The organism is Pseudoalteromonas sp. SR43-2, from assembly GCF_014163885.1.
In the GTDB taxonomy this organism is placed as follows: domain Bacteria; phylum Pseudomonadota; class Gammaproteobacteria; order Enterobacterales; family Alteromonadaceae; genus Pseudoalteromonas; species Pseudoalteromonas distincta.
In genome coordinates this window covers 41,537-63,323 of record NZ_JACJED010000021.1, presented here as the reverse complement: position 1 = coordinate 63,323, position 21,787 = coordinate 41,537, and the positions used below count along the sequence as shown (strand labels likewise).

Annotated in this window: 13 protein-coding genes; 5 read left to right on the top strand and 8 right to left on the bottom strand. The window is 39.1% G+C overall.

What is annotated here, in order from left to right:
• Window positions 1-90 precede the first annotated feature (90 nt).
• The 3 genes from H5120_RS16395 (at window position 91) to mdoH (ending at window position 6,707) form a co-directional block, all read left to right on the top strand.
• Entirely contained in the window at window positions 91-2,823 is a 2,733-nt protein-coding gene (locus H5120_RS16395; RefSeq protein ID WP_182675522.1) for an ExeM/NucH family extracellular endonuclease, read from the top strand.
• Window positions 2,824-3,154: 331 nt separating this feature from the next.
• A complete protein-coding gene (locus tag H5120_RS16390) occupies window positions 3,155-4,774 on the top strand; it encodes a glucan biosynthesis protein (RefSeq protein ID WP_182675521.1) in 1,620 nt (539 codons plus the stop codon).
• On the top strand, window positions 4,746-6,707 hold the full coding sequence (gene mdoH / locus H5120_RS16385) for a glucans biosynthesis glucosyltransferase MdoH (RefSeq protein ID WP_024597082.1): 1,962 nt from the start codon (window positions 4,746-4,748) through the stop codon (window positions 6,705-6,707). The genes H5120_RS16390 and mdoH overlap by 29 nt, the downstream gene beginning before the upstream one ends.
• Window positions 6,708-7,179: 472 nt before the next feature.
• On the opposite strand, the gene fusA is transcribed toward mdoH, so the two are convergent.
• The 7 genes from fusA to H5120_RS16350 all read right to left on the bottom strand — a co-directional run bounded on the left by fusA (window position 7,180) and on the right by H5120_RS16350 (window position 16,082).
• Window positions 7,180-9,264 (bottom strand): elongation factor G, encoded by a 2,085-nt coding sequence (gene fusA, locus H5120_RS16380; RefSeq protein WP_004334977.1) that lies wholly within the window; start codon window positions 9,262-9,264, stop codon window positions 7,180-7,182.
• A gap of 206 nt (window positions 9,265-9,470) precedes the next feature.
• Window positions 9,471-10,196 (bottom strand): response regulator, encoded by a 726-nt coding sequence (locus tag H5120_RS16375; RefSeq protein WP_182675520.1) that lies wholly within the window; start codon window positions 10,194-10,196, stop codon window positions 9,471-9,473.
• A 14-nt stretch (window positions 10,197-10,210) separates the two neighbouring features.
• Window positions 10,211-11,833, bottom strand: a complete 1,623-nt coding sequence (locus H5120_RS16370) for a sensor histidine kinase (protein ID WP_182672433.1) — start codon at window positions 11,831-11,833, stop codon at window positions 10,211-10,213.
• An 11-nt stretch (window positions 11,834-11,844) separates the two neighbouring features.
• Window positions 11,845-13,365 (bottom strand): tripartite tricarboxylate transporter permease, encoded by a 1,521-nt coding sequence (locus H5120_RS16365; protein WP_182672435.1) that lies wholly within the window; start codon window positions 13,363-13,365, stop codon window positions 11,845-11,847.
• 3 nt (window positions 13,366-13,368) lie between these two features.
• Window positions 13,369-13,836 (bottom strand): tripartite tricarboxylate transporter TctB family protein, encoded by a 468-nt coding sequence (locus H5120_RS16360; RefSeq protein WP_182672437.1) that lies wholly within the window; start codon window positions 13,834-13,836, stop codon window positions 13,369-13,371.
• Between the two features lie 12 nt (window positions 13,837-13,848).
• The gene (locus tag H5120_RS16355; RefSeq protein WP_182675519.1) at window positions 13,849-14,829 is read right to left on the bottom strand and encodes a tripartite tricarboxylate transporter substrate binding protein; all 981 of its coding nucleotides are present in this window, start codon (window positions 14,827-14,829) and stop codon (window positions 13,849-13,851) included.
• A gap of 11 nt (window positions 14,830-14,840) precedes the next feature.
• On the bottom strand, window positions 14,841-16,082 hold the full coding sequence (locus H5120_RS16350) for an OprO/OprP family phosphate-selective porin (protein ID WP_182675518.1): 1,242 nt from the start codon (window positions 16,080-16,082) through the stop codon (window positions 14,841-14,843).
• 496 nt (window positions 16,083-16,578) lie between these two features.
• Between H5120_RS16350 and H5120_RS16345 the strand changes: the two genes are divergently transcribed.
• Window positions 16,579-19,557 carry a DUF3857 domain-containing transglutaminase family protein gene (locus H5120_RS16345; protein WP_182675517.1) on the top strand — a complete coding sequence of 993 codons (2,979 nt, stop codon included), beginning with the start codon at window positions 16,579-16,581 and terminating at the stop codon, window positions 19,555-19,557.
• Window positions 19,558-20,110: 553 nt separating this feature from the next.
• On the opposite strand, the gene ylqF is transcribed toward H5120_RS16345, so the two are convergent.
• Window positions 20,111-21,055 carry a ribosome biogenesis GTPase YlqF gene (gene ylqF, locus H5120_RS16340; RefSeq protein WP_004334981.1) on the bottom strand — a complete coding sequence of 315 codons (945 nt, stop codon included), beginning with the start codon at window positions 21,053-21,055 and terminating at the stop codon, window positions 20,111-20,113.
• 91 nt (window positions 21,056-21,146) lie between these two features.
• Between ylqF and H5120_RS16335 the strand changes: the two genes are divergently transcribed.
• Window positions 21,147-21,683 (top strand): YaeQ family protein, encoded by a 537-nt coding sequence (locus H5120_RS16335; protein WP_024593828.1) that lies wholly within the window; start codon window positions 21,147-21,149, stop codon window positions 21,681-21,683.
• Window positions 21,684-21,787 lie beyond the last annotated feature (104 nt).

Genomic DNA, 21,787 nt, shown 5'->3' with positions numbered 1-21,787 from the left:
CATTCGTTTACATTTTTGTATTATTTCCGTCATATTTATTCTCTAAACTGGTGTCCCATTTTGGGATTAATACACGGGAATAATAAAAAAATGTTTAAAACAAAAATAACACCACTCGCACTTGTTATAGCAAGTCTCAGTGCACCAGCATCCGCTGATCTAATCATTTCAGAATATATAGAGGGAAGCAGTAATAATAAAGCAATCGAGCTTTATAATAATGCTGATACGGAGCTTTCTCTTGAAGGGTATACACTTAGCTTGTATGTAAATGGCAAAACTACAATTCAATCAACTCTTGATTTGTCTGGTACTTTGGCAGCTAACAGTACCTTTGTTATCGTTCATTCAAGTTCAAATGATGCACTAAAAGAAAAAGCCGATTTAGAACATAGTGTTGCTAGCTTTAATGGTGATGATGCATTAGTCCTAATGCAAGGTAGTACCGTAGTCGATAGCTTCGGCCAGCGCGGTGTAGATCCCGGTTCGTTTTGGTCTGAAGGCGCAGTACAAACACAAAATAAAACACTTCGTAGAAAAGATAGTATTACCGCTGGTAGAACAACACCTGACGCAGAGTTCAACCCAAGTGAAGAATGGGTACAGTTCGATCAAGATGATTTTGATGGCTTAGGTTCACATGCAGGTAATGGTGGTACCGCTCCTGTGCCAGACCCTGAACCAGAGCCACTTGAACCACTAGTTTGTGGTGCAGAAAAAACACTAATAAATGCTATTCAAGGTGACGGCTCTGCTAGCCCACTTGTAGGTACATTAGTAGAACTTGAAGGTGTTGTAAGCGCCGATTTTCAAGGTGATGAACAATTAAAAGGCTTTTTTGTTAACTCACTGGCTGCTGATATAGATGCAAATCCACTTACCTCTGAAGGTGTATTTGTATATTTTGCAGATACTGACGTGAATGTAGGCGACCATGTACGTGTACAAGGTACTGTTGAAGAGTATTTTGATGCAACACAAATTGGCAGTGTTAGCCAAGTTGCGGTGTGTGGCACTGGTTTAGCTGCAGCAGCTACAAAAATCACTTTACCTTTAGCTAATACAACTGATTTAGAAGCTTTTGAAGGTATGCTAGTCACATTAGAGCAACCATTAGTAGTGACTAATAACTTTGGTCTTGGTCGATATGGTGAAGTTGAATTAGCAACAGAGCGCTTGTACCAAGGTACCCAGGTTGCATTACCTGGCGATGCTGCTAATGCAGTTGAAACTGAAAATCTACTTAAAAAGATTTTAATAGATGATGGCTCTACAGTACAAAACTTAGACCCTACAGCTTATCCAACTCCAGGGTTATCGGCAGAAAATACTTTACGAACTGGCGATACTGTTAATACTATTACAGGGGCACTTGCTTATAGCTTCGGTCTTTACCGAATTCACCCAACTTTAGCACCTTCGTTTATTGCAACAAATGCACGTGAAGATGCGCCTGAACTTAATGCTGAAGCAGATTTACGTGTAGCTAGCTTTAACGTACTTAATTACTTCAATGGTGATGGCCAAGGCGGAGGGTTCCCTACATCTCGAGGTGCAGATACTGAAGCTGAATTTATTCGTCAAGAAGCTAAAATTGTAAGTGCCATTAGCGCTATTGAAGCCGATGTTGTTGGTTTAATGGAAATTGAGAATGATGGCTTTGGCGAATTTAGTGCAATTGCTAGCTTAGTAGATGCATTAAATGATGCTGATAGTGCTAACAACTATGCATTTGTTGACTTTAACGTAGATCAAATTGGTACCGATGCAATTACTACCGCACTTATCTATCGTGCTAACAAAGTAGAAGAAGTAGGCACTGCTGCCATTACAACTGAGGCTCCATTTGATTTTAGTAACCGTGCTCCAATTGCACAGAGCTTTAAATCAATAGAAACTGATGAAGTATTTACTGTTGCTGTGTCACACCTTAAATCTAAAAGCTGTGGTAGTGCTTCTGGAAACAATGCAGATTCAGGTGATGGCCAAGGCTGTTGGAATGAAATACGCACGCAAGGTGCTAATGCATTCGCAGATTGGCTTGATAGCAAACCAACCGGTGTTGATGACGAAGATACTATTTTAGTCGGCGATATGAATGCTTACGCAATGGAAGATCCAATACGTGCATTTGCTGATAAAGGCTACAAAAATGTAGTTGCTGAAATTGATGGTGATACGCTTGGTTATTCTTATAGCTTTTCTGGTCGTGCAGGAAGTTTAGACCATGCAGTAGCTACACAATCATTACTTAGTAAAGTTGTCGCTGCAACAGATTGGCATATCAACGCAGATGAACCTATTTCACTTGATTACAATGTAGAGTTTAAAAGCGAAGGTCAACAATCTAGCTTGTACTCTGAAAGTGCATACCGCGCATCAGATCATGACCCTGTGATTATTGACATTAAATCTGAAATTACTTTAACGCCTGAAGAGCAAACACCTGTAATTGCAGCCGATCAAGTTTTTGCAATCGATGAAAACAGCGCAATTGGCACAATTATCGGCACGCTCGATTTTAGTGATCCAAATGCCGATGAATCACCTGTTGTTAAATTTATTACATCTGATAATGACAGCGTTTCTATTAACAATGAGGGGCAGTTAATTGTTGCTGGAGAGATTGATTACGAATTCGAAAATCGTATTACTTTAACAGTACAAGCTCAAGATAGTGCTGGTAACTTATCAAACATTGAAAAAGTAGCCGTTAAGGTAAATAACTTACGCTCAGATGATGATAATGATGCAGGTTCATTATTATGGTTATCACTTCTTTTAGCACCACTATCAATAGTGCGTCGATTTAAAAAGAAATAATTAAGTAAAATCTAAACATATAAAAAGCCGCTTTTGCGGCTTTTTTATTTTATACAAATGTAATTCAGACAAGCTTCATTAAACTCCCCGTAATATGTTCATACGATTAGTGAGTCTTCTAGTAATTAATCAGTAACAACTACATAAGATTGAGTGAATTTTACACAAAAAAAGCCTCAGTGAGTTACGTATATTGGTTTTTCCTATTGAAAAATATGAACTTTTATAAGGGTTCACATTTTGCTTTAAGTAAATTAGAAGATACTTACAAAACAAAATCAATATTTACCCTAAACGTAAAAATAAGTCGTGTTTTTATAAAGGAATGAGAATGAAACAACTAACCCAAAACTTGCCTAAATGGCAAAAAAAGTCAGCACCACTACTGGGTCTACTTATTATTTTTTCGACTTGGGGCAATAGCAACCAAGCGATTGCTGCAACTGTTGATGTAGCAATTCCACAAAGTAGCTTATTTGATGTAATTAGCGCTCGCGCTAAAAAGTTAGCAAGCGAAGAATATGTTGCACCTAAAAACATCGAGCTTGAAGCGCTAAATAATATTGATTATCAAGACTACCGTTCAATTCGATTTAAAAAAGACAAAGCGGTGTGGAAAGATGAAGGCCTGTACGAGCTGCAATTATTCCACCCTGGTTTTTTATATAAAACACCTGTAACAATAAATACTGTTGATAGCGACTCTAAACGTAGCCGCTTACCTTTCAGCACCGACTTTTACCAATACGATGGCACTGCTGCACCACTACAAGAAGAAATAGCTAAAAGTGTGGCGGGCACTCAACTAGGCCATGCTGGATTTCGCTTACATTACCCATTAAATACTAACGAGTATAAAGACGAAGTAATGGTATTTCAGGGAGCATCGTATTTTAGAGTCGTTGGCCCTCAACAAGTTTATGGCTTATCAGCAAGGGGCCTTGCCATTGATACTGCTGAGAATTCGGGTGAAGAATTTCCAATGTTCAAAGAGTTTTGGTTAGTTAAACCAAAGCCAGAGCAAACACAAATCACCATTTTTGCATTATTGGATAGTCCATCTATTTCTGGTGCGTACAAATTTAGCGTCGACCCTACAACGAATATGCTAGTTGATGTTGATATGCAGGTTTTTGCGCGTAAAGATATTAAAAAACTGGGTGTAGCACCATTAACGAGTATGTTTTATCACGGCGAAAATAGCACCAAATTTTTTGATGATTATCGCCCTGAAGTTCATGACTCGGATGGCCTATTAACTCAATCTGCTGATGACAAGTGGGTATGGCGTCCTCTTAATAACCCATCACAACTCAGCGTTACTTCATTTTCGTACAATAACCCAAAAGGTTTTGGGTTAGCTCAACGAGACCGAGACTTTAATAACTATCTAGACACAGAAGCACATTACCACGACCGCCCTAGCCTATGGATTGAACCACAAGGTGAGTGGGGAAATGGTCGTGTAGAGCTTGTAGAAATACCGACTGATACAGAAACTAACGACAATATCGTAAGTTACTGGGTACCAGAAAAACCAATGAAGGCCGGAGATTCATTAAAATTAAGCTACAAAATGACGACCTTTAATTCAGTTTTAACTCAGCACGAGAAAGCACGTGTACTACGTACAAGAATTGGTAGCGCCGCATTACCAGGTGAGGACAACCCACCACCAAAAAGCCACCGCCAATTTACTGTTGATTTTACTGGTTCAGAAATAAATCAACTGTCTAAACAGTTAAAACTAGATGCCGACATTCAACTTACAACAGGCGAAGTAACCGACGTGAATGTACAAAAACTTCCGGATTCACGTGGATGGCGTGTAGCCTTTAAAATTGCACCACAGGACGATCAACCCGTTGATATGCGTTTATCGTTAAAACTACGTGACAAAGAAATTAGCGAGGTATGGAGCTATGTTTGGTACCCAAATGACATCAAGTAATAAAGGTAGGGGCACTCCAATGCCATTCAAAACACTAAGAGTATGGCTATTTGCCATTGCGGCACTTGGCACATCTGGCTACGGCATATCTATTATGTTTGAGATTTTAAGCTCAAACGGTATGACATTACTTGAGTATGCCCTTTTAGTATTATTCTCAATCACATTTGCTTGGATTGTAACGGCCTTTTGTAGTGGCACAATCGGCTTTGTACTACAGTTGTTTCGAATTGACCCGCTTACGTTAAAACGTATTAAACCAATTGAGTTCAATAACGAGGCAATTAACGCTCAGAAAACCGCCGTTGTAATGCCTATTTATAACGAAGATACCCACCGTGTTATCGCGGGCTTTGAAGTAAGTCTACAATCGTTAAAAGAAACTGGTCAGCTTGATAATTTTGATTTTTATTTATTAAGCGATACACAAGACCCTCAAATAGTTAAAAACGAGCTAAGTGCATGGCATGCATTGTGCGAACGTTTAGGGGATACAGCAAAGCATGTTTTTTATCGTCGTCGCGAAGATAACAAACACCGCAAAGTAGGTAACCTAACCGACTTTTGTGAGCGCTGGGGAAGTAATTACGACCATATGATTGTGCTTGATGCAGATAGCGTAATGACCGGTAAATGTATGTTAGAACTTACTACAAGCATGCTAAACAACCCACAAGCAGGCCTGATCCAAACGATTCCAATACCTGTTCGTCAAGATACCTTTTTTGGTCGTTTTTTACAGTTTGCGTCAGTGCTATATAGCCCAATGCTCGCTACTGGCTCAGCATTTTGGCAAACAGATAAAGCCAATTACTGGGGTCATAATGCAATCATTAGAGTTGAAGCATTTATAACGTGCTGTGGCTTGCCAACACTCAAAGGTAACGCACCTTTTGGCGGTGAGATTTTAAGTCATGACTTTGTAGAAGCATCACTACTTCATAGTGCAGGTTGGGATGTACTATTACTATCAGATATTGAAGGCAGCTACGAAGAAGTACCAAGTAATATCCTCGATTATGCTGTACGCGATAGACGCTGGGTACAAGGTAATATTCAGCACTTAGGTTTACTATCGTCATCTAAATTAAAATTAATGAGTAAGCTGCACTTTCTATTAGGTGCAACCGCTTATATTTCATCACTAATTTGGCTCTCAATGCTAGCGCTAAGTACTATTGATGCAGTAACGCGCGCATTAAATAGTGATGTGTACTTTAACCGTGTTTATCAATTATTTCCTACATGGCAAATAGCTAAAACCGATCTTATTGATTCACTCTTGTATTTAACTATTGTTATTTTATTAATGCCTAAATTAATGGGCGTAATAGTCACCCTAATACATAGAAACAAACGCTTTGGTGGTTCAATTAAGCTCATACTAGGTTCAATCATTGAAACCGTATTTGCTATTATTGTTGCGCCATTAATGATGGTATTTCATGCTTACTTTGTGCTTTGCGTATTTTTAGGTAAAAAAGTGAAGTGGGATGCACAACCGCGCGAAGGTCGTATGGTTCCGTGGAAAGAAGCGTTTGGTTATACGTTATTCTCTACTATTGTGGCTATAGCATGGGGTAGCACAGCCTACTACTTCACACCTGTATTCTTTTGGTGGCTATCACCTATATTATTAGGCTTAGTATTAGGTGCTCCAATTATCCGTTATACCAGTAGTATCAAACTTGGCGTACAGCTAAGAAAGTTAGGTATATTTATTTGCCCTAGTGAAGTTGATAACGACTCAACTCTAGAGGCGCTTAAAGTACATCTAAAAGAGATTTCCGTGCCAGAGGAAGGAACTTACCCACAAACAATTCCGGCACTGCCACAAGAGCATATGGTATCAATGCCTATACAATCTTTTAAAAAGCCACGCAGGCTAAAGATGAAAGCGCTAAAAGCTAAGGCTATAAAAAAGTTTAATTAGCGCGTTATAAAATAAAAACAAAAAAGGAGCAATTAATTGCTCCTTTTTTCTATCTAAATTAAAAAATCACGCGCTGCATTTACCGCCAATATTTTCTACTTTTTTAGCTAACTTATTACAGTACATTTTAGAAATAGCTGATTGCGTTTCATCATCAAATTGCCAGTTATAAAAATGAAAAACCTTACCATTCTCCAGTTCTACTTTAAAATAGTGAAAAGAAAAAACGAGCTAAATGATACAAAAGTAATTTCCTCACTATTGATATAACGCTCTGTGCATATACGTGTATAGCAAACCCCTTTTTTGTAACTATATATATAAATTGCTCTAGTACCTTTTTATTAATTAAAAATATAGGACTAATTAATAATAAAGAGCTGGTATAAAAAACTATAAAAAATAAAACCAAATTATAGGCAATAAAAAACCCGCAACATGTGCGGGTTTTTTTAAAGAGTTAAAGAGCTAATTACTTAGCAGCTTTTTTCTCTTTTTCTGCAGCGATTACTGTGTCTGCTACGTTTTGTGGACATGGTGCGTAGTGTGAGAACTCCATAGAGAACTGACCACGACCAGATGTCATTGTACGTAGTGAACCAATGTAACCGAACATTTCTGATAACGGAACGTCAGCTTTAATGCGAACGCCAGTTAAACCAGCTTCTTGGTCGCTTAGCATACCACGACGACGGTTAAGGTCACCGATTACATCACCAACGTGATCTTCTGGAGTGAACACGTCAACTTTCATGATTGGCTCAAGAAGTTGTGCGCCCGCTTTAGGGATCGATTGGCGGAAAGCACCTTTAGCAGCGATTTCGAACGCGATTGCAGATGAATCCACGGCATGGAAACCACCGTCAAAAAGTTCAACTTCAACGTCTAATACTGGGAAGCCAGCTAGAACACCTTCGCCCATCATTGACTTAAAGCCTTTCTCAACTGCAGGCCAGAATTCTTTAGGTACGTTACCACCAACAACTGATGATTTAAATGTGAAGCCTGAAGCAACTTCGCCTGGCTTGATGCGGTAGTCGATTTTACCGAACTGACCAGAACCACCAGATTGTTTCTTATGCGTGTAGCTATCTTCGATTTCACGAGTGATAGTTTCACGGTAAGCAACCTGTGGTTGACCAACGATAAGGTCTACACCGTAAGTACGCTTAAGGATATCAACTTTGATATCTAAGTGAAGCTCACCCATACCTTTAAGGATAGTTTCGCCTGAATCTTCATCAGTCTCAACTTGGAAAGATGGATCTTCTGCAACCATTTTACCGATAGCAACACCCATTTTCTCATTACCGCCTTTATCTTTAGGCTGTACAGCAATCGAGATTACTGGAGTTGGGAATACCATTGGCTCAAGTGTTACTGGGTGCTTAGGATCACATAGAGTGTGACCAGTTTGCACATTTTTCATGCCTACGATAGCAATGATGTCACCAGCTTGTGCGCTAGTTAATTCGTTACGGTCATCTGCTTGCATCTCAACCATACGGCCAACACGCTCAGTTTTACCAGTAAACGCATTAAGGATAGTGTCACCCTTATTAAGCTTACCTGAGTAGATACGTACGAAAGTTAATGCACCAAAACGGTCATCCATTATCTTAAATGCTAGCGCCTTGAAAGGTTCGTCAGCAGATACGATTGCGAATTCGCCATTTTCGTTACCTTCTTCATCCATAAGAGGTTGAGGATCAACTTCTGTTGGAGCAGGTAAGTAGTCAACAACAGCATCAAGGATTAGTTGCATGCCTTTGTTTTTGAAAGCAGAACCACAGAACGTAGGGAAGAAAGCAAGGTCACGAGTACCTTTACGGATACAACGCTTGATATCTTCGATAGAAGGTACTTCACCTTCCATGTACGCTTCCATAAGGTCATCGTCTTGCTCTACAGCAGTTTCGATAAGCATTTCATGGTATTCATCAGTTTTTTCTACCATGTCTGCAGGAACGTCAGTGATTTCGTAGTTTTCTGGAAGACCAGTGTCATCCCATACGTACGCTTTTTTAGTTAAAACATCTACAACACCAACAAATTCATCTTCGATACCGATTGGTAAAGTCATGATTAGTGGAGTTGCGCCAAGTACTTTACGTACTTGCTCAGTTACACGGTAAAAATCAGCACCCATACGGTCTAATTTATTTACAAAGATAATACGTGCAACTTCTGATTCGTTAGCATAGCGCCAGTTAGTTTCTGATTGTGGTTCAACACCACCAGAACCACAGAATACACCAACACCGCCATCTAATACTTTAAGTGAACGGTATACTTCAACTGTGAAGTCAACGTGTCCAGGAGTATCGATAACGTTAAAACGGTGATCTTTCCAGAAACAGCTTACAGCCGCAGACTGGATAGTAATACCGCGCTCAGCTTCTTGTTCCATGAAGTCAGTAGTAGATTCACCATCATGAACCTCACCTGTTTTATGGATTTGACCAGTAAGCTTTAGGATACGCTCAGTAGTCGTGGTTTTACCCGCATCAACGTGCGCGAAAATACCAATGTTTCTGTACTTCGATAAATCTGCCATTAATTTTACTCTTAATAAAGTCGATAAATTATTCGGCAGGAGTATAACATCACTTAATGCGAACATCACCATACAAGCCGCTTAAAATGCAATCAATTCAATATATTTTTTTTATCGTCAGAATCTATTAAATATCAAACATAACAAAAAAATCGCAAGACATTGAAATTAATAGCGTTTAATACTTAAGTTTCAGATACACCAAGTTACTTCGCTATTTTATAGCAACGTTCAGGGCGGCCAATACTGCCATAACTTTGATCCGCTGTTAACTTACCTGATTCAAGCAAATACTCTAAGTAACGGCGTGCTGTAGAGCGACTAACACCGACCAAATCGCCCATTTGCTGAGCAGTAAATGCAGTGGTTGCGTGATCTACAAAAGCATCATGTATTTTTTGCAGGGTAAGTTGGTCGACCCCTTTAGGTAAACGAACAGACGTGTTGGTTTGCTGCTTTGAGCCAAATAACGTATCAACCATTGACTGCGTTACTTCACTTGCATCAGAAAAACATTGCTGACGTGATTCAAAACGTGCAAGTGCTTGATCTAGTCGGTTTAACATTAATGGTTTTACTAAAAAGTCGCATACGCCTAACTGCATTGCTTTTTCAAGGGTTTCGACCTCTTTTGCAGCAGTGAGTAGCATAACTTCGCTTTTAATCGTTCGGCGTCGTAAGTCGGTCAATAAATCAAGTCCGTTACCATCAGGTAAATGTATATCAAGTAAAATCAGATCGGGTTCAATTGCATGCAGTAAAGCCGTTGCCGTACTTAAATTACCTGCAATGCCCACTACCTGATACTGTGCTTGCCTTAAACTTTGCTTTGGCGTTTGATTGCCTGCAATACCATTTGGTAATAACAAGTACTGCGCTAATAGCTGTGCTACCTCTACTTCGTCTTCAATTATTACTACTGAATACGTCATGTTTAATGCTCTTATTATTTTGGAATATAAACACTTAGTCTTGCGCCAAGTAGGTCTGACTCACCAATTTCTAGCGTACCACCGCATGAGTCTAAATTTGTTTTTACTAAATATAAACCAATACCATGCTCTGCTCCTGATTTAGAGCTGTACTGAGGGGTAAAAATAACATCATGGTCAGAACCTAACCCAAAGCCTGTATCTTCTACATCAAATAAGAGGGTTTGGCTGGTTTCATCAACGGTTACCCGTACTTTTGCAGAGCGAGAGTTCGATGATCTAATAGCTGCCTCAATCGCATTATCTATAAGATTACCTAAAATAGACACGACCCGCTCAAGCATATCTTTACGTGCAATAACACCAAGTAGGCTGTCGGGGTTAAGCTCAAGCGCAACATTTAATTCTCTTGCTTTATGATATTTACCTACCAACAAACCAGCAAGCACAGGGTCTTGTATGCGCTCTAACAAGTTATGAATTTGTGCCTGAGAGCCTTGGCTTTCTTGTCCTATTATTTCTATAGCTTGTTCATTTTTCCCCATTTGCACTAACGCTCCAATTAGATTGAGCTTATTGGAGTAGTCATGAGTTTGTACCCTTAAAAGCTCTGCAAAAGCCTGGACTTTAGTTAGTTGTTGGCTTAAATACTCAAGTTCATCAGAGGGGCGCATACTCAGTAAGATACCATCAGCCTGCCCTTGCACCTGCAAAGAAAATCTCGATAAAATAAGGCGTTTATCGGCGGCAAATAATTCAAACCCCACTATTTTACGTCGCTGATTACGCAATAAAAACCCTGCATGTTCAGGTAATAAATCGTTTAAGGTGAGATTCTGATTAATAATTGAAGTTGGTTTATCTAATATTTCGCAGGCGCGTTGATTGAGTTTTCGTACTTTTCCGTCTGGGTCGAGTGCAATAATACCGCTGCGTACGGTATTTAAAATTGCATCTTGTTCTGAAAACAAACGTGCAATTTCATCTGGCTGCAGACCAAAAATAGCATTTCTGACACGTTGTCCAATATAAATAGCCGCCAGTATACTTAAACCTACAAGTATTAAGCCCCATATTAATATTTCACTACTACGAGAGAGGATAAGCGGATCGATTGATTGTACTAAAAAACCAACCGATACAACGCCTACTATTTCATTATTACCTGCGTACACCGGCACTTTGCCACGAATTGATTCACCTAAGCTACCATGAGCTACCGAAATATAGCGCTCTCCCTTTAATGCAGCTTGACTATCACCTCCAACCATTTTTTTGCCAATTTTATCTTCATCGGGATGCACAATGCGAAGCGCATTTTCATCGCCAACAACAATAAAATCAGCACCTACAAACTGTCGTAAATTTTCAATTTGCATGTTAATGGTAGTTAAGTCACTTGGTATTTCCAGTGCATTAATTATATCAGCGCGTGTGGCAATACTGCTTGCCACAGCGAGTGCTTTATCGCCAATATGGTTATGTAAGCTTTGCGCTGTAAGTTGATACACCAACGCGCCAAATAATAAAGCCTGCAATACACACAATCCTGTAACCCAAATAATTAATCGTGTTTCTAATCGCTTAGGTTTTGTGACCATGTTTTGCAATGGATTTAGCTTGTTGGTGTTTTTCATTTCATTCTCAATTATGCATTTTCTTTGTCTGCACGGCGTTGCATTAAATAATCTTTTAACGGAAACAACAGCACTAAAATTGAAATTACAAATATGCTCAATGTTAGCGGACGATCCCATAAAAAGCTTAATGAGCCATCAGAAATCATCATTGAACGACGGAAGTTTCGCTCAATCATATCCCCTAATATAAAACCTAATAATAATGGTGCCATAGGAAACGACAGTAATCGCAATACTAGCGCAACTACCGCAAACCCAACCATCATAAATAAGTCGAAGGTATTAAAGGACACTAAATAAACACCAATTAAGCTAAAAAATAATATCATCACGGTGAGTACCGACTTTGGCATTGCCAATACTTTTGCAAAATAAGGAATGAGTGGCAGGTTTAAAATTAATAAAACAATGTTGCCAAAATACATACTTACAATAACCGCCCAAAATACACTTGGGTTTTCTTGCATAAGCATTGGACCTGGTTGAATGCCGTAAGCAATCAAAGCACCTAGCATAATTGCCGTAGTACCTGAGCCCGGAATACCAAGCGTTAACAGTGGAACAAACGATCCTGTACACGCCGCATTATTTGCCGACTCAGGGGCAGCCAAACCACGTAATGAGCCTTTACCAAACTTTTCTTTTAAACCTTTGGGCGCTAAATTTCGCTCTGTTGCATAAGCCATAAAACTCGCAATAGTTGCACCAGCACCCGGTAACACTCCCACTATAAAACCTAAAATAGACGAGCGACCAATCACTGGTGCTATCTCTTTAATCTCGGCTTTGTTTAACTTGGTTGAACCTATTTGCGGTGTGTCTGAGTCATTAATGTTTTTAGCATCTTTTTTCTCTGGTTTTACAACATTTACAAGCGCCTCGGCTAATGCAAATGTTGCCATAGCAACCAATAAAAAGCTTATTCCATCGAGTAAATCAGGTTGCCCGAAGGTAAATCGGTCAGTACCTGATGATGGATCAATTCCAACCGTTGCTAGCATCAAGCCAAACACCGTCATCATCATTGCTTTTAAAAATTGCCCTTTATTTGAAAATGCTGCAATAGCTGTTAAGCCTAAAAACATCAGCACAACATAATCAGGGGATTGAAAACTCAATGACACTTTTGCTAATAAAGGTGCAGCTACCATTAATAATATGGCGCCAATCGTTCCGCCTATGAAGGAGGAATAAGCAGCAATTGCCAATGCTTTACCTGCGTGCCCTTGTTTAGCAAGCGGGTAGCCATCAAAGGAGGAAGCTACCGTACCCGCTACGCCTGGCGCATTAATTAAAATAGATGACGTAGAGCCACCAAAAATAGCGCCATAATAAACACCCGCCATTAAAATCATGCCCGAATCGGCGCCAATACTATAAGTAATTGGGATCATTAAGGCAATTGCGGTAATTGGCCCCAATCCTGGTAACATACCTATAAAAGTACCTACCAAGCAGCCAGCTATAACGTACATTAAATTATTAAAGTCGAGCACGGTCGACAAACCAAGCATAATTCCATCAAACATAACTTAACTCCACAAATTGCCCGGAACCAAGTAAATACCTAATACTTGAGTCATCAAAAACCAAAAAATCACCGCAACCGGTATCGATGCAAATAGCAAAATTCCCTTACGTCTTTCCCCCATCACAAAAAAGCCCGCTAGCAAAAATGCACTGGTCGAGATTAAAAAACCAAATGGCTCAAGTGCAGCGCTATAAATCACCATTAATATCAACAAACCAATAGTGTGCAGCACGTGCGACTTCTCAAGAACATCATTGGTATTTGTTTTTTCTTTAGGTTTGATTAATGTCGACCCTATAGAAAGTAAGCACACCACAATACCAAACCCGGCATATACTTTAGGAAGTGTCGCTGAGGTAACCGTTTCGTATTCTTCAAACGGTAGTAGCGGAATTTGCCATGCAACCACAGCGTATAAAGTAAATAGCGCCAAGAATAAACTTGGCCCTATTAATTCTCGATTCGTCATTTTAAACCTCGATTACGGCAATGTGCGGATAAAGCCAAGCTCTTCCATTACAGCTCTAAGCTGCACTTCTTGCGCTTCTAGTGACTTAATAAACTCATCTTTTTCTTGAAAAAGATTTAGCCAACCGTTACGAGCTCTTACAGCTTCCCACTCAGGTGTGCTTTGCAACTCACGTAGTTTTTTTGTGTACTGTGCTAACTTTTCAAGGGGTAAATTAGGTGCCGCAAAAAGACCACGCCAATTAACAAATTCCATATCGTAACCTAGTGACTTAAGTGTGGGTATTTTTGGGTAATCAGGTAAGAGCTCACCCGATGTAACCGCTAAAATACGTGCTTGACCACCGTTAGCGACTTCAAGCGCTTCACTTAAGCCAGTAGAAAGTAAATTCACTTCGCCTGAAAGCAACCCAGCCTTCGCTTTACCGCCTGCATCGTAAGGAATATAACGCAGGCGTCGACCATCTATACCCGCAGCTTTAACTGCTTGAGCCGCCACTAAGTGATCCATACTGCCGCGAGCAGAACCGCCCGCCACTTTTACCGAACTTGGATCTTCTTTTATTGATGTAATAACATCCTCCCAAGTTTTAAATGGAGAGTCATTACGCACTACAAACGCGCCATAATCTGCAATCATACTGGCTACAGGTGTTAAATCGCGATAGCTATAAGGAATTCGACCACTTAACGCGCGCAATACGATAGGCGTTGAGTTAACCATTAAAATATCGCCTTTTTTAGTACCCGACTCAATTAAATACGCAATAGCACGACCGCCCCCACCACCAGACATATTTTGAAAAGATGCATTATTTTCAATACCCGACTTAACTAAACCTTCGCCTATACCACGGGCTGTTGTATCCCAACCACCGCCAGGTCCGCCTGGGATTAAAAAGTGAGTATCGGCTATTGCCAATGGACTGCTAAGTACTAACGACGCTGCAAATAGGGTCGTTTTTACTGATTTAAATGACTTAAATAACTTCATTGTGTGCTCCCTTAGAATAAATACTGCATACGTGCACTAAAGCCCATACCAGAGTCTTCATCGCCAACAAGTGCTGTAGTGCCGGCGCCCTCTACATCGCTGTAAATTAAATTACCCATAAACTTAATGTCGCTGCTTACGTAATAAGACGTACCTAATGTATACGTCGTTGCCTTCGTCCCTTGTAAGCTACTTGTCGCATCAACTTCTGAAACACGTGCCACCAACTCCCATGCATCTTTAATATTTTTAGGTTGTACAAATAATGCAGAGCTCGCTTTGTATTGACGCTGCTCGCCACCTAAAAAGTAACTAGCAGAAACATGAAAACCATCAAATCGTTCCCCATCTAAAAAATCAGCACTGTTAACTGCATCAAGCGAACGGCTTGCATATTCAGCCTCAAGCGTTAAAGAATCCGCCTGATAAGCAAACTCAAGACCGGTTTGCAATAAACTATCAAGTGGGCTTGTTACACCACCAGCAGCGTAATCAACAAGTCGAGTATTCGCTTCACGCACTTCACCACGCGCAAAACGTGCGCCCAATTCATTACCACCCATATCGCGATATGAATGCCACAAGCCTAAATGAATTACATCGCCAGGTGCTGCACTCGACCATGTAGCACGCCCAGTAATGGCAAGAGTAAGCTTGTCGTTTTCATCGCTACCTGTTGCACCAAATGCATCATTTTTATAAACGCCTATCGCGTAACGAAAGCCTGAGTCTTTAAAATATTGATAGGCAGAAGCACCCCAACGAAAAAAGGGCGAGAAAGTATTGGCAAGCGAGCTGCGCTCAATCGTATTAATGTGCTTTGAACTGGTTAATGCATTTAACGATATATCTTCGCGAATTTTACCGACTTTAACTTTAAGACCGTTATCAAACGCATAGCGAACCCGCGCCATCACTATTTCAGCGGTCCCTTCGCCAAACTCAAGTAATAGCTTATGATCCCAATTTCCATGCTCACTCTCTACGTAAGTACGAATACGTCGCGGAAAAAAGTCGCTCCCGCCAGAGCCCTCATTATCGGAATTGTAAGCGCCATCAAAATAGTTGTAGTCGAGCTGAACCCGTCCACCAAACTCTAAATTAAAACCACTGGTTGTTTTTAGTACACTTACTTCTTTTTGTAACGCATCTAATTGCTCTTGTAGTTTTTGCGTATCGTTATCGGCTAAAACGGATGTACTTGCTAGTGCGGCAGCAACTGCCAAAGCGAGTTGTGTGTTACTTGCTTTCATTATTCTCTCCACGCTTGTGTATTTGTTGTCAGGTAGATAAGCGACGACAAACTGCTATCTAACTCGCAGCTTATTGTTAACGTGAAATTAACTAAATATTTAGAAGGTAAGGTGCATTGATGATCGTTATGTGCTTTTTGCTCATAAAATTCATGAACAAAAAGAGCAAAAGCAGTTACTGTTTATATTTTGATTTATAAACACTTTTAATGGTTTGAATGATTACCATACGAATAAACAGATAAGATTTTTGCAGATCTAACAAAGCCCACAATAAAGTAGGCTTAACTAATTATGATTTAGCAATACAACTAAAAAATCATTTCAGGGACATTTAAGGGGGGGATAAGCATTTCGCACTTACATAGCAGTTTATTTATACACTATTAATTAACTGCTCAACAATGAATTTGTTAACATCTCATTGTCAAAAAAGCCTAAATTTGGTACATTATTCCTTCAATAGTATTTATAAAAACAACTATAAGACCCTACAATGAAATGGAACTTCCTTCGACTCAGCCCTTGGCTAATTGCACTTACCTTATTAATTTTCTCTCATAATATTTTTGCGCAGCAATATAAAATAGATAAACCAGCTAATTGGGTTAATACACATATTATTGAGCAACCCAAGAATTCCGACATAACCAAAGTACGTGACGGCACACTTTATTTATTACTCGATAACCAATCCTATATACCGAGCAGGCAAAAACAGCAACGCTATACACGCTTGGTTATGAAAGCTTTAAATCAAAGTGGTGTTGATTATATAAGCCAGCTTAATCTTGATTTTGATCCAAGTTACGAGTCGCTAACGCTAAATAGCTTAACGATTATCAGAAATAATGAGCGCATTGATAAGCTTGATAGCGCGAAAATGAAGGTTATACAGGGTGAATCTGAATTAGCTGAGCGGATTTATAATGGTAGCTTATCACTCAATATTATTATTGATGATATGCGCAGTGGCGACATACTCGATTACAGCTACACAGTCACAGGCAGCAACCCTATATATGCTAATAAGTTTAGTACAAGACGCACGCTAAACTGGTCGGTACCCGTAGTGCAACAAAATATGCGTGTACTTTGGGGTAAACAAACACCTCTACATATAAATACAATAAACGGCACAGCAGATATTCAAGAAACGCTTAACAAATATGGTAAAGATTATTCTATAACTCTTTTTGAAGAACCTTTACTGGAGCAAAATTCTCAAACTCCAACATGGTACGACCCATATACACAAGTTTACTTTTCTGAATTTGACGATTGGGGTCAGGTAGTTAACTGGGCATATCCACTTTATCAATCAGCCATAGAAACCCCAAACAGCATTTTGGATGTAGCTGAAGAAATAAAAGCAAAACACACAAAAACATCAGACAAAATTGCAGCAGCACTGCGCTTTAGCCAAGACGAAGTTCGATATTTAGGGCTTGAAATGGGCACTAACTCGCATCAACCAACGTCAGCTTCAGAAACGCTTTCGCTACGATACGGCGATTGTAAAGATAAAACAGTACTGCTTATTTCGTTATTAAAAGCGATGGATATAGAGGCCTTCCCTGCGCTAGTTGATACAGAGGAAACCAAACGTTTAAAAGAACTTCCACCTTCTGCAAGTGTATTTAATCACGTAATTGTTACGCTTAAACAAAACGGAAAACGCTACTGGCTCGATCCTACGGTTAGCTACCAACGAGGTACTCTCGAATATTTAGCACAGCCTGATTATGGCTATGCCCTAATTATTGATAAAGGTGAAACCACTTTAACTTCAATGGCGCAAAAACCTGTACATACAAATGTATCTGTAGAAGATAACTTTTTTATTGCTGAAAAAGTATCTGAGCCATCACGTTTTGAAACCCAGTACACTTATGCTGAATTTGAAGCTATTAACCGAAGAAACAATATAGCCAGCAGTGGTCTAAATAGCGTTGCTAAATCTTACTTCGAGTATTACCAAGGCTTTTTAAATGGTCTATCAATCAATGAAGTAATGGCAATTAGTGAGCAAGAAAAAACGGGTAAACTAATAACCAAAGAATCGTATTTAATTAGTGAGTTTTGGGAAAAAACAGACGAAGGCTACGAAGCTAGTTTTTATGCGAGTGAAATACAAAATAGCGTTTACGAACCAAAGCAGGTAAATCGTACCGACCCACTTTACTTTGACTACCCCAATATAATTAACACCACGATACAACTACATTTTGCAGAAAAAGGTTGGGGATTTGATAGCGATCAAGAAGAAATTGACAACGACTACTTCAATCTAAAAACAACTACTGAATTTAATGATAATGTTTTAACACTGAGCTATAACTATTACGCAAAACAAGATCATATTAAAGCGGATCAAATAGATGATTATTTAGCACAGCGTAAAAAGTTAATATCAGCAACTCATTACCCTATTCTAAAATATGCAAAGGCGAGCGAAACGCCTCAAACAACAGCTGATGTGCTAGACAGCCTTGGTTATAGCTGGCTTAAATATGTGTTGGCTGGCTATATTTTAGTGCTCATATTCTTTTTCGCCGATTGGCGATTAGAGTCAGCAAAAAAAGTTAAATTTGAAGATAGTCCATTTTATGCTGTATCTGTAAGTAAGTTTATTATTTACAGTATTTTAAGTTTAGGCATATTTGTTAACTACTGGAGTTATCGTAACTTTAAGGCCATTAAAGAGCGCGATAACTCAAGTATTATGCCTATTGCTCGAGGTATATTTGCATTTTTATGGTATTACCCTTTGTATCGCGCACTTGCACAGCACAGCCAACAACAGTTAAACAAAAATAGAGTAATGCCTAACTGGACTGCCTTAACACTCTGGCTAATGGTACTTGCCAGCGCCTTTGCTTATCGTATGGACGAATACGCAACCATAGTGATTTGTATAATGCCATTTTTATGGTTGCCCCTAGTTAGTTACATTGAGCAAACCGATATAAGTAAAGAAGCCCTACATTACAACTCATACTGGCGAATTAGACAGTATTTAATCTCGCTTGCGTTTGCACCTCTATTATTTTTAGGCGTACTTCAAGAAGTAAATATTTTACCCAATGCTGCAATTATAAAAGGCGATAGTTTATGGCCTTACCAAGTACACTTTTTAAAACGTAATCGCCTAACACCTGAAAACGAAGAAATACTTTATTTTTATAGCGATGCAGTATTTGATTACCGAGAAGACGGTAACGGAATAACCGAGAACTATATTTTTAGTTACTACAAAAACGATGACGGTAAGCTTGAATCAGATCTTAGTCACTTTAAAGACATAGAAAAAATAGAAACCACATACGGTAAAACCAAACTTGATAACACAAGCATTAAAGTAATAAAAACTGACGGTAGTGATTTCTTGCTCATTGTAGGGCGTCTAAACAAGCAGGATAAAGTACTAGTGGAGCAGATTAATTTACGTATAACAGCAAATAAAGTGCGTTAGTGGCTTAAAATATCCAGTTAAGTACGAATATTTTTAGCCATAAATTAAAGGCTGTTGATCTTTAGGGGCTAAGGTTTTACAAGCAATGCTTTTATAATAAAAATCCATATCAAATTATTTAATAAGTATTAAGCATCTATTTTTTATTCTTAATTGTTCAACCAAAGTAAGTATTTTTATTAAATGTCAGTGCTAACTAGCCGATTTATATATGAATAAAAAACAAACCCACTAATAATAAGAATTATTTGCATTTAGATGTTGACAGATAGTTAGATCTAACTGATAATCAATATCAACAAGACGGATTGCATACCACTTGTTAAGGAATGAATTGATTTGTTTCTCGACCCTGAAACAACGTGTGGCGCACGTAAACAGCTATGGTTACTTGTTATGAACCGCAACGCCCCTTGATGTTGATGATGAGTAACCGCCCTACTATTTTACTTGCTACATTGCTCATATCGGTGACGGTAGATATGAAACTAAAAAAGCCCTTACGGGCTTTTTTTATGTCTGTAATTTCGTTGGTTAAATTAAACTAAATCAATTAACGACGGTTTTTACGTGCGCGTGCTCGGCGTTGTTTTTTCTCTTCTTCTTTAGCTGCCTTTTTAGCTTCTGCTGCAGCGCGTAAACCAGCAACCATTACTTCTTCTTCCTCACGCATTTGCGGAGTTTCCATAGTAATACGGCCAATGATACCGTCGCGTAATTCGTTGATTAGTATTTCAGACATTTTGTATGTGTCTATTTGGTTACCACCACGAATACAGCCACGTTTTTTACCCGCCATTTCAACAAATTCCCAATCACTTTGTGGTAATTCATCTATTTTATAACGCGCTTTTAATAACTCAGGGTATGCACGCAATAGGTACTCAGCTGTGTAACTTGCTACTTCTTCATACTCAAGTGCTGTATCACGAATGGCACCGGTGGCGCCTAAACGATAACCTGAGTTTTCGTTTTCTACTTTTGGCCACAACATACCTGGCGTATCGTAAAGCATAATACCGTCTTCTAGCTTAATGCGTTGTTGCGCTTTAGTAACAGCAGGCTCATTACCTGTTTTTGCAACTATACGCCCAGCCAATACATTAATTAACGTAGATTTACCCACGTTAGGAATACCCATGATCATGGCTTTAATTTGCTTATCTGCACCCACTTTATGTGGCACTAGCTTTTTACAAAGCTCATTAATACGGTGTACTTCAGCTGCTTTATCATGCCCAAAAGAAATCGCTTTAACACCGTTTTCTTGCTCAAAATAATCTTTCCAGATTTGAGTCATTTTAGGATCAGCTAAATCAGCTTTGTTCAAAATTTTGATGACCGGCTTACCTTCACGCAAGGTTGCCACCATCGGGTTTTCACTACTGTAGGGAATGCGCGCATCAAGCACTTCAATGATCACATCCATTTGTGGCATTATTTCTTTAATTTCATTGCGGGCTTTATTCATGTGCCCAGGGAACCACTGGATAGCCATTTTTAACTCCTAACGTATAATTAACCGCTATTTTAACTGGCAATTCATTTAATTGCGCTATACTGGCGCAAATTTTTTCAGATTAGTTGTTATGGCTCTTAAATCCACCATTATGAAAGTGCAGTTATCGCTTAGCGATATGGACCGCCACGTTTATCAAGATTTTAATTTAACCTTGGCTCAACACCCATCAGAAACCGACCAACGGTTGATGATTCGCTTACTCGCTTTTGCACTCAATAGCTGTGATGGTTTAGAATTTACCAAAGGGTTAAGTGCTGATGATGAGCCTGAACTTTGGCATGTAAGCTATAGTGAAGAAATAGAACTATGGGTTGAGCTTGGCTTACCAGATGAAAAACGCCTTAAAAAAGCCTGTAATAAATCTAAAAAAGTGGTGCTATATACTTATGGTGAAAACAATCAAGCAATTTGGTGGCAAAAACATCAACCTAAATTGTATGAATTTAAAAATCTAAGTATTTTTAGCCTTGATTACGCAGCAACACAAGCACTTGCTGCTTTGGTTGATCGTGGAATTAAGCTCGCCATTACCATTCAAGATGGTGAAGTATGGGTAAATACCGATACAACCAATATTGAAATAAAACCGCTACAGTTAATGTAATTACGGTAGTTATACCAATTGCATTAAATTAGTTATGTATTATAGCGACAAATAAATAAGTCGATAACAAGGCGAAAATTATGACATATAGTTGTTTTATATAA

Coding starts and splice junctions, on each gene's coding strand:
- H5120_RS16395 (WP_182675522.1), top strand. CDS start 91: ATGTTTAAAACAAAAATAACACCACTCGCACTTGTTATAGCAAGTCTC.
- H5120_RS16390 (WP_182675521.1), top strand. CDS start 3,155: ATGAAACAACTAACCCAAAACTTGCCTAAATGGCAAAAAAAGTCAGCA.
- mdoH (WP_024597082.1), top strand. CDS start 4,746: ATGTTTGGTACCCAAATGACATCAAGTAATAAAGGTAGGGGCACTCCA.
- fusA (WP_004334977.1), bottom strand. CDS start 9,264: ATGGCAGATTTATCGAAGTACAGAAACATTGGTATTTTCGCGCACGTT.
- H5120_RS16375 (WP_182675520.1), bottom strand. CDS start 10,196: ATGACGTATTCAGTAGTAATAATTGAAGACGAAGTAGAGGTAGCACAG.
- H5120_RS16370 (WP_182672433.1), bottom strand. CDS start 11,833: ATGAAAAACACCAACAAGCTAAATCCATTGCAAAACATGGTCACAAAA.
- H5120_RS16365 (WP_182672435.1), bottom strand. CDS start 13,365: ATGTTTGATGGAATTATGCTTGGTTTGTCGACCGTGCTCGACTTTAAT.
- H5120_RS16360 (WP_182672437.1), bottom strand. CDS start 13,836: ATGACGAATCGAGAATTAATAGGGCCAAGTTTATTCTTGGCGCTATTT.
- H5120_RS16355 (WP_182675519.1), bottom strand. CDS start 14,829: ATGAAGTTATTTAAGTCATTTAAATCAGTAAAAACGACCCTATTTGCA.
- H5120_RS16350 (WP_182675518.1), bottom strand. CDS start 16,082: ATGAAAGCAAGTAACACACAACTCGCTTTGGCAGTTGCTGCCGCACTA.
- H5120_RS16345 (WP_182675517.1), top strand. CDS start 16,579: ATGAAATGGAACTTCCTTCGACTCAGCCCTTGGCTAATTGCACTTACC.
- ylqF (WP_004334981.1), bottom strand. CDS start 21,055: ATGGCTATCCAGTGGTTCCCTGGGCACATGAATAAAGCCCGCAATGAA.
- H5120_RS16335 (WP_024593828.1), top strand. CDS start 21,147: ATGGCTCTTAAATCCACCATTATGAAAGTGCAGTTATCGCTTAGCGAT.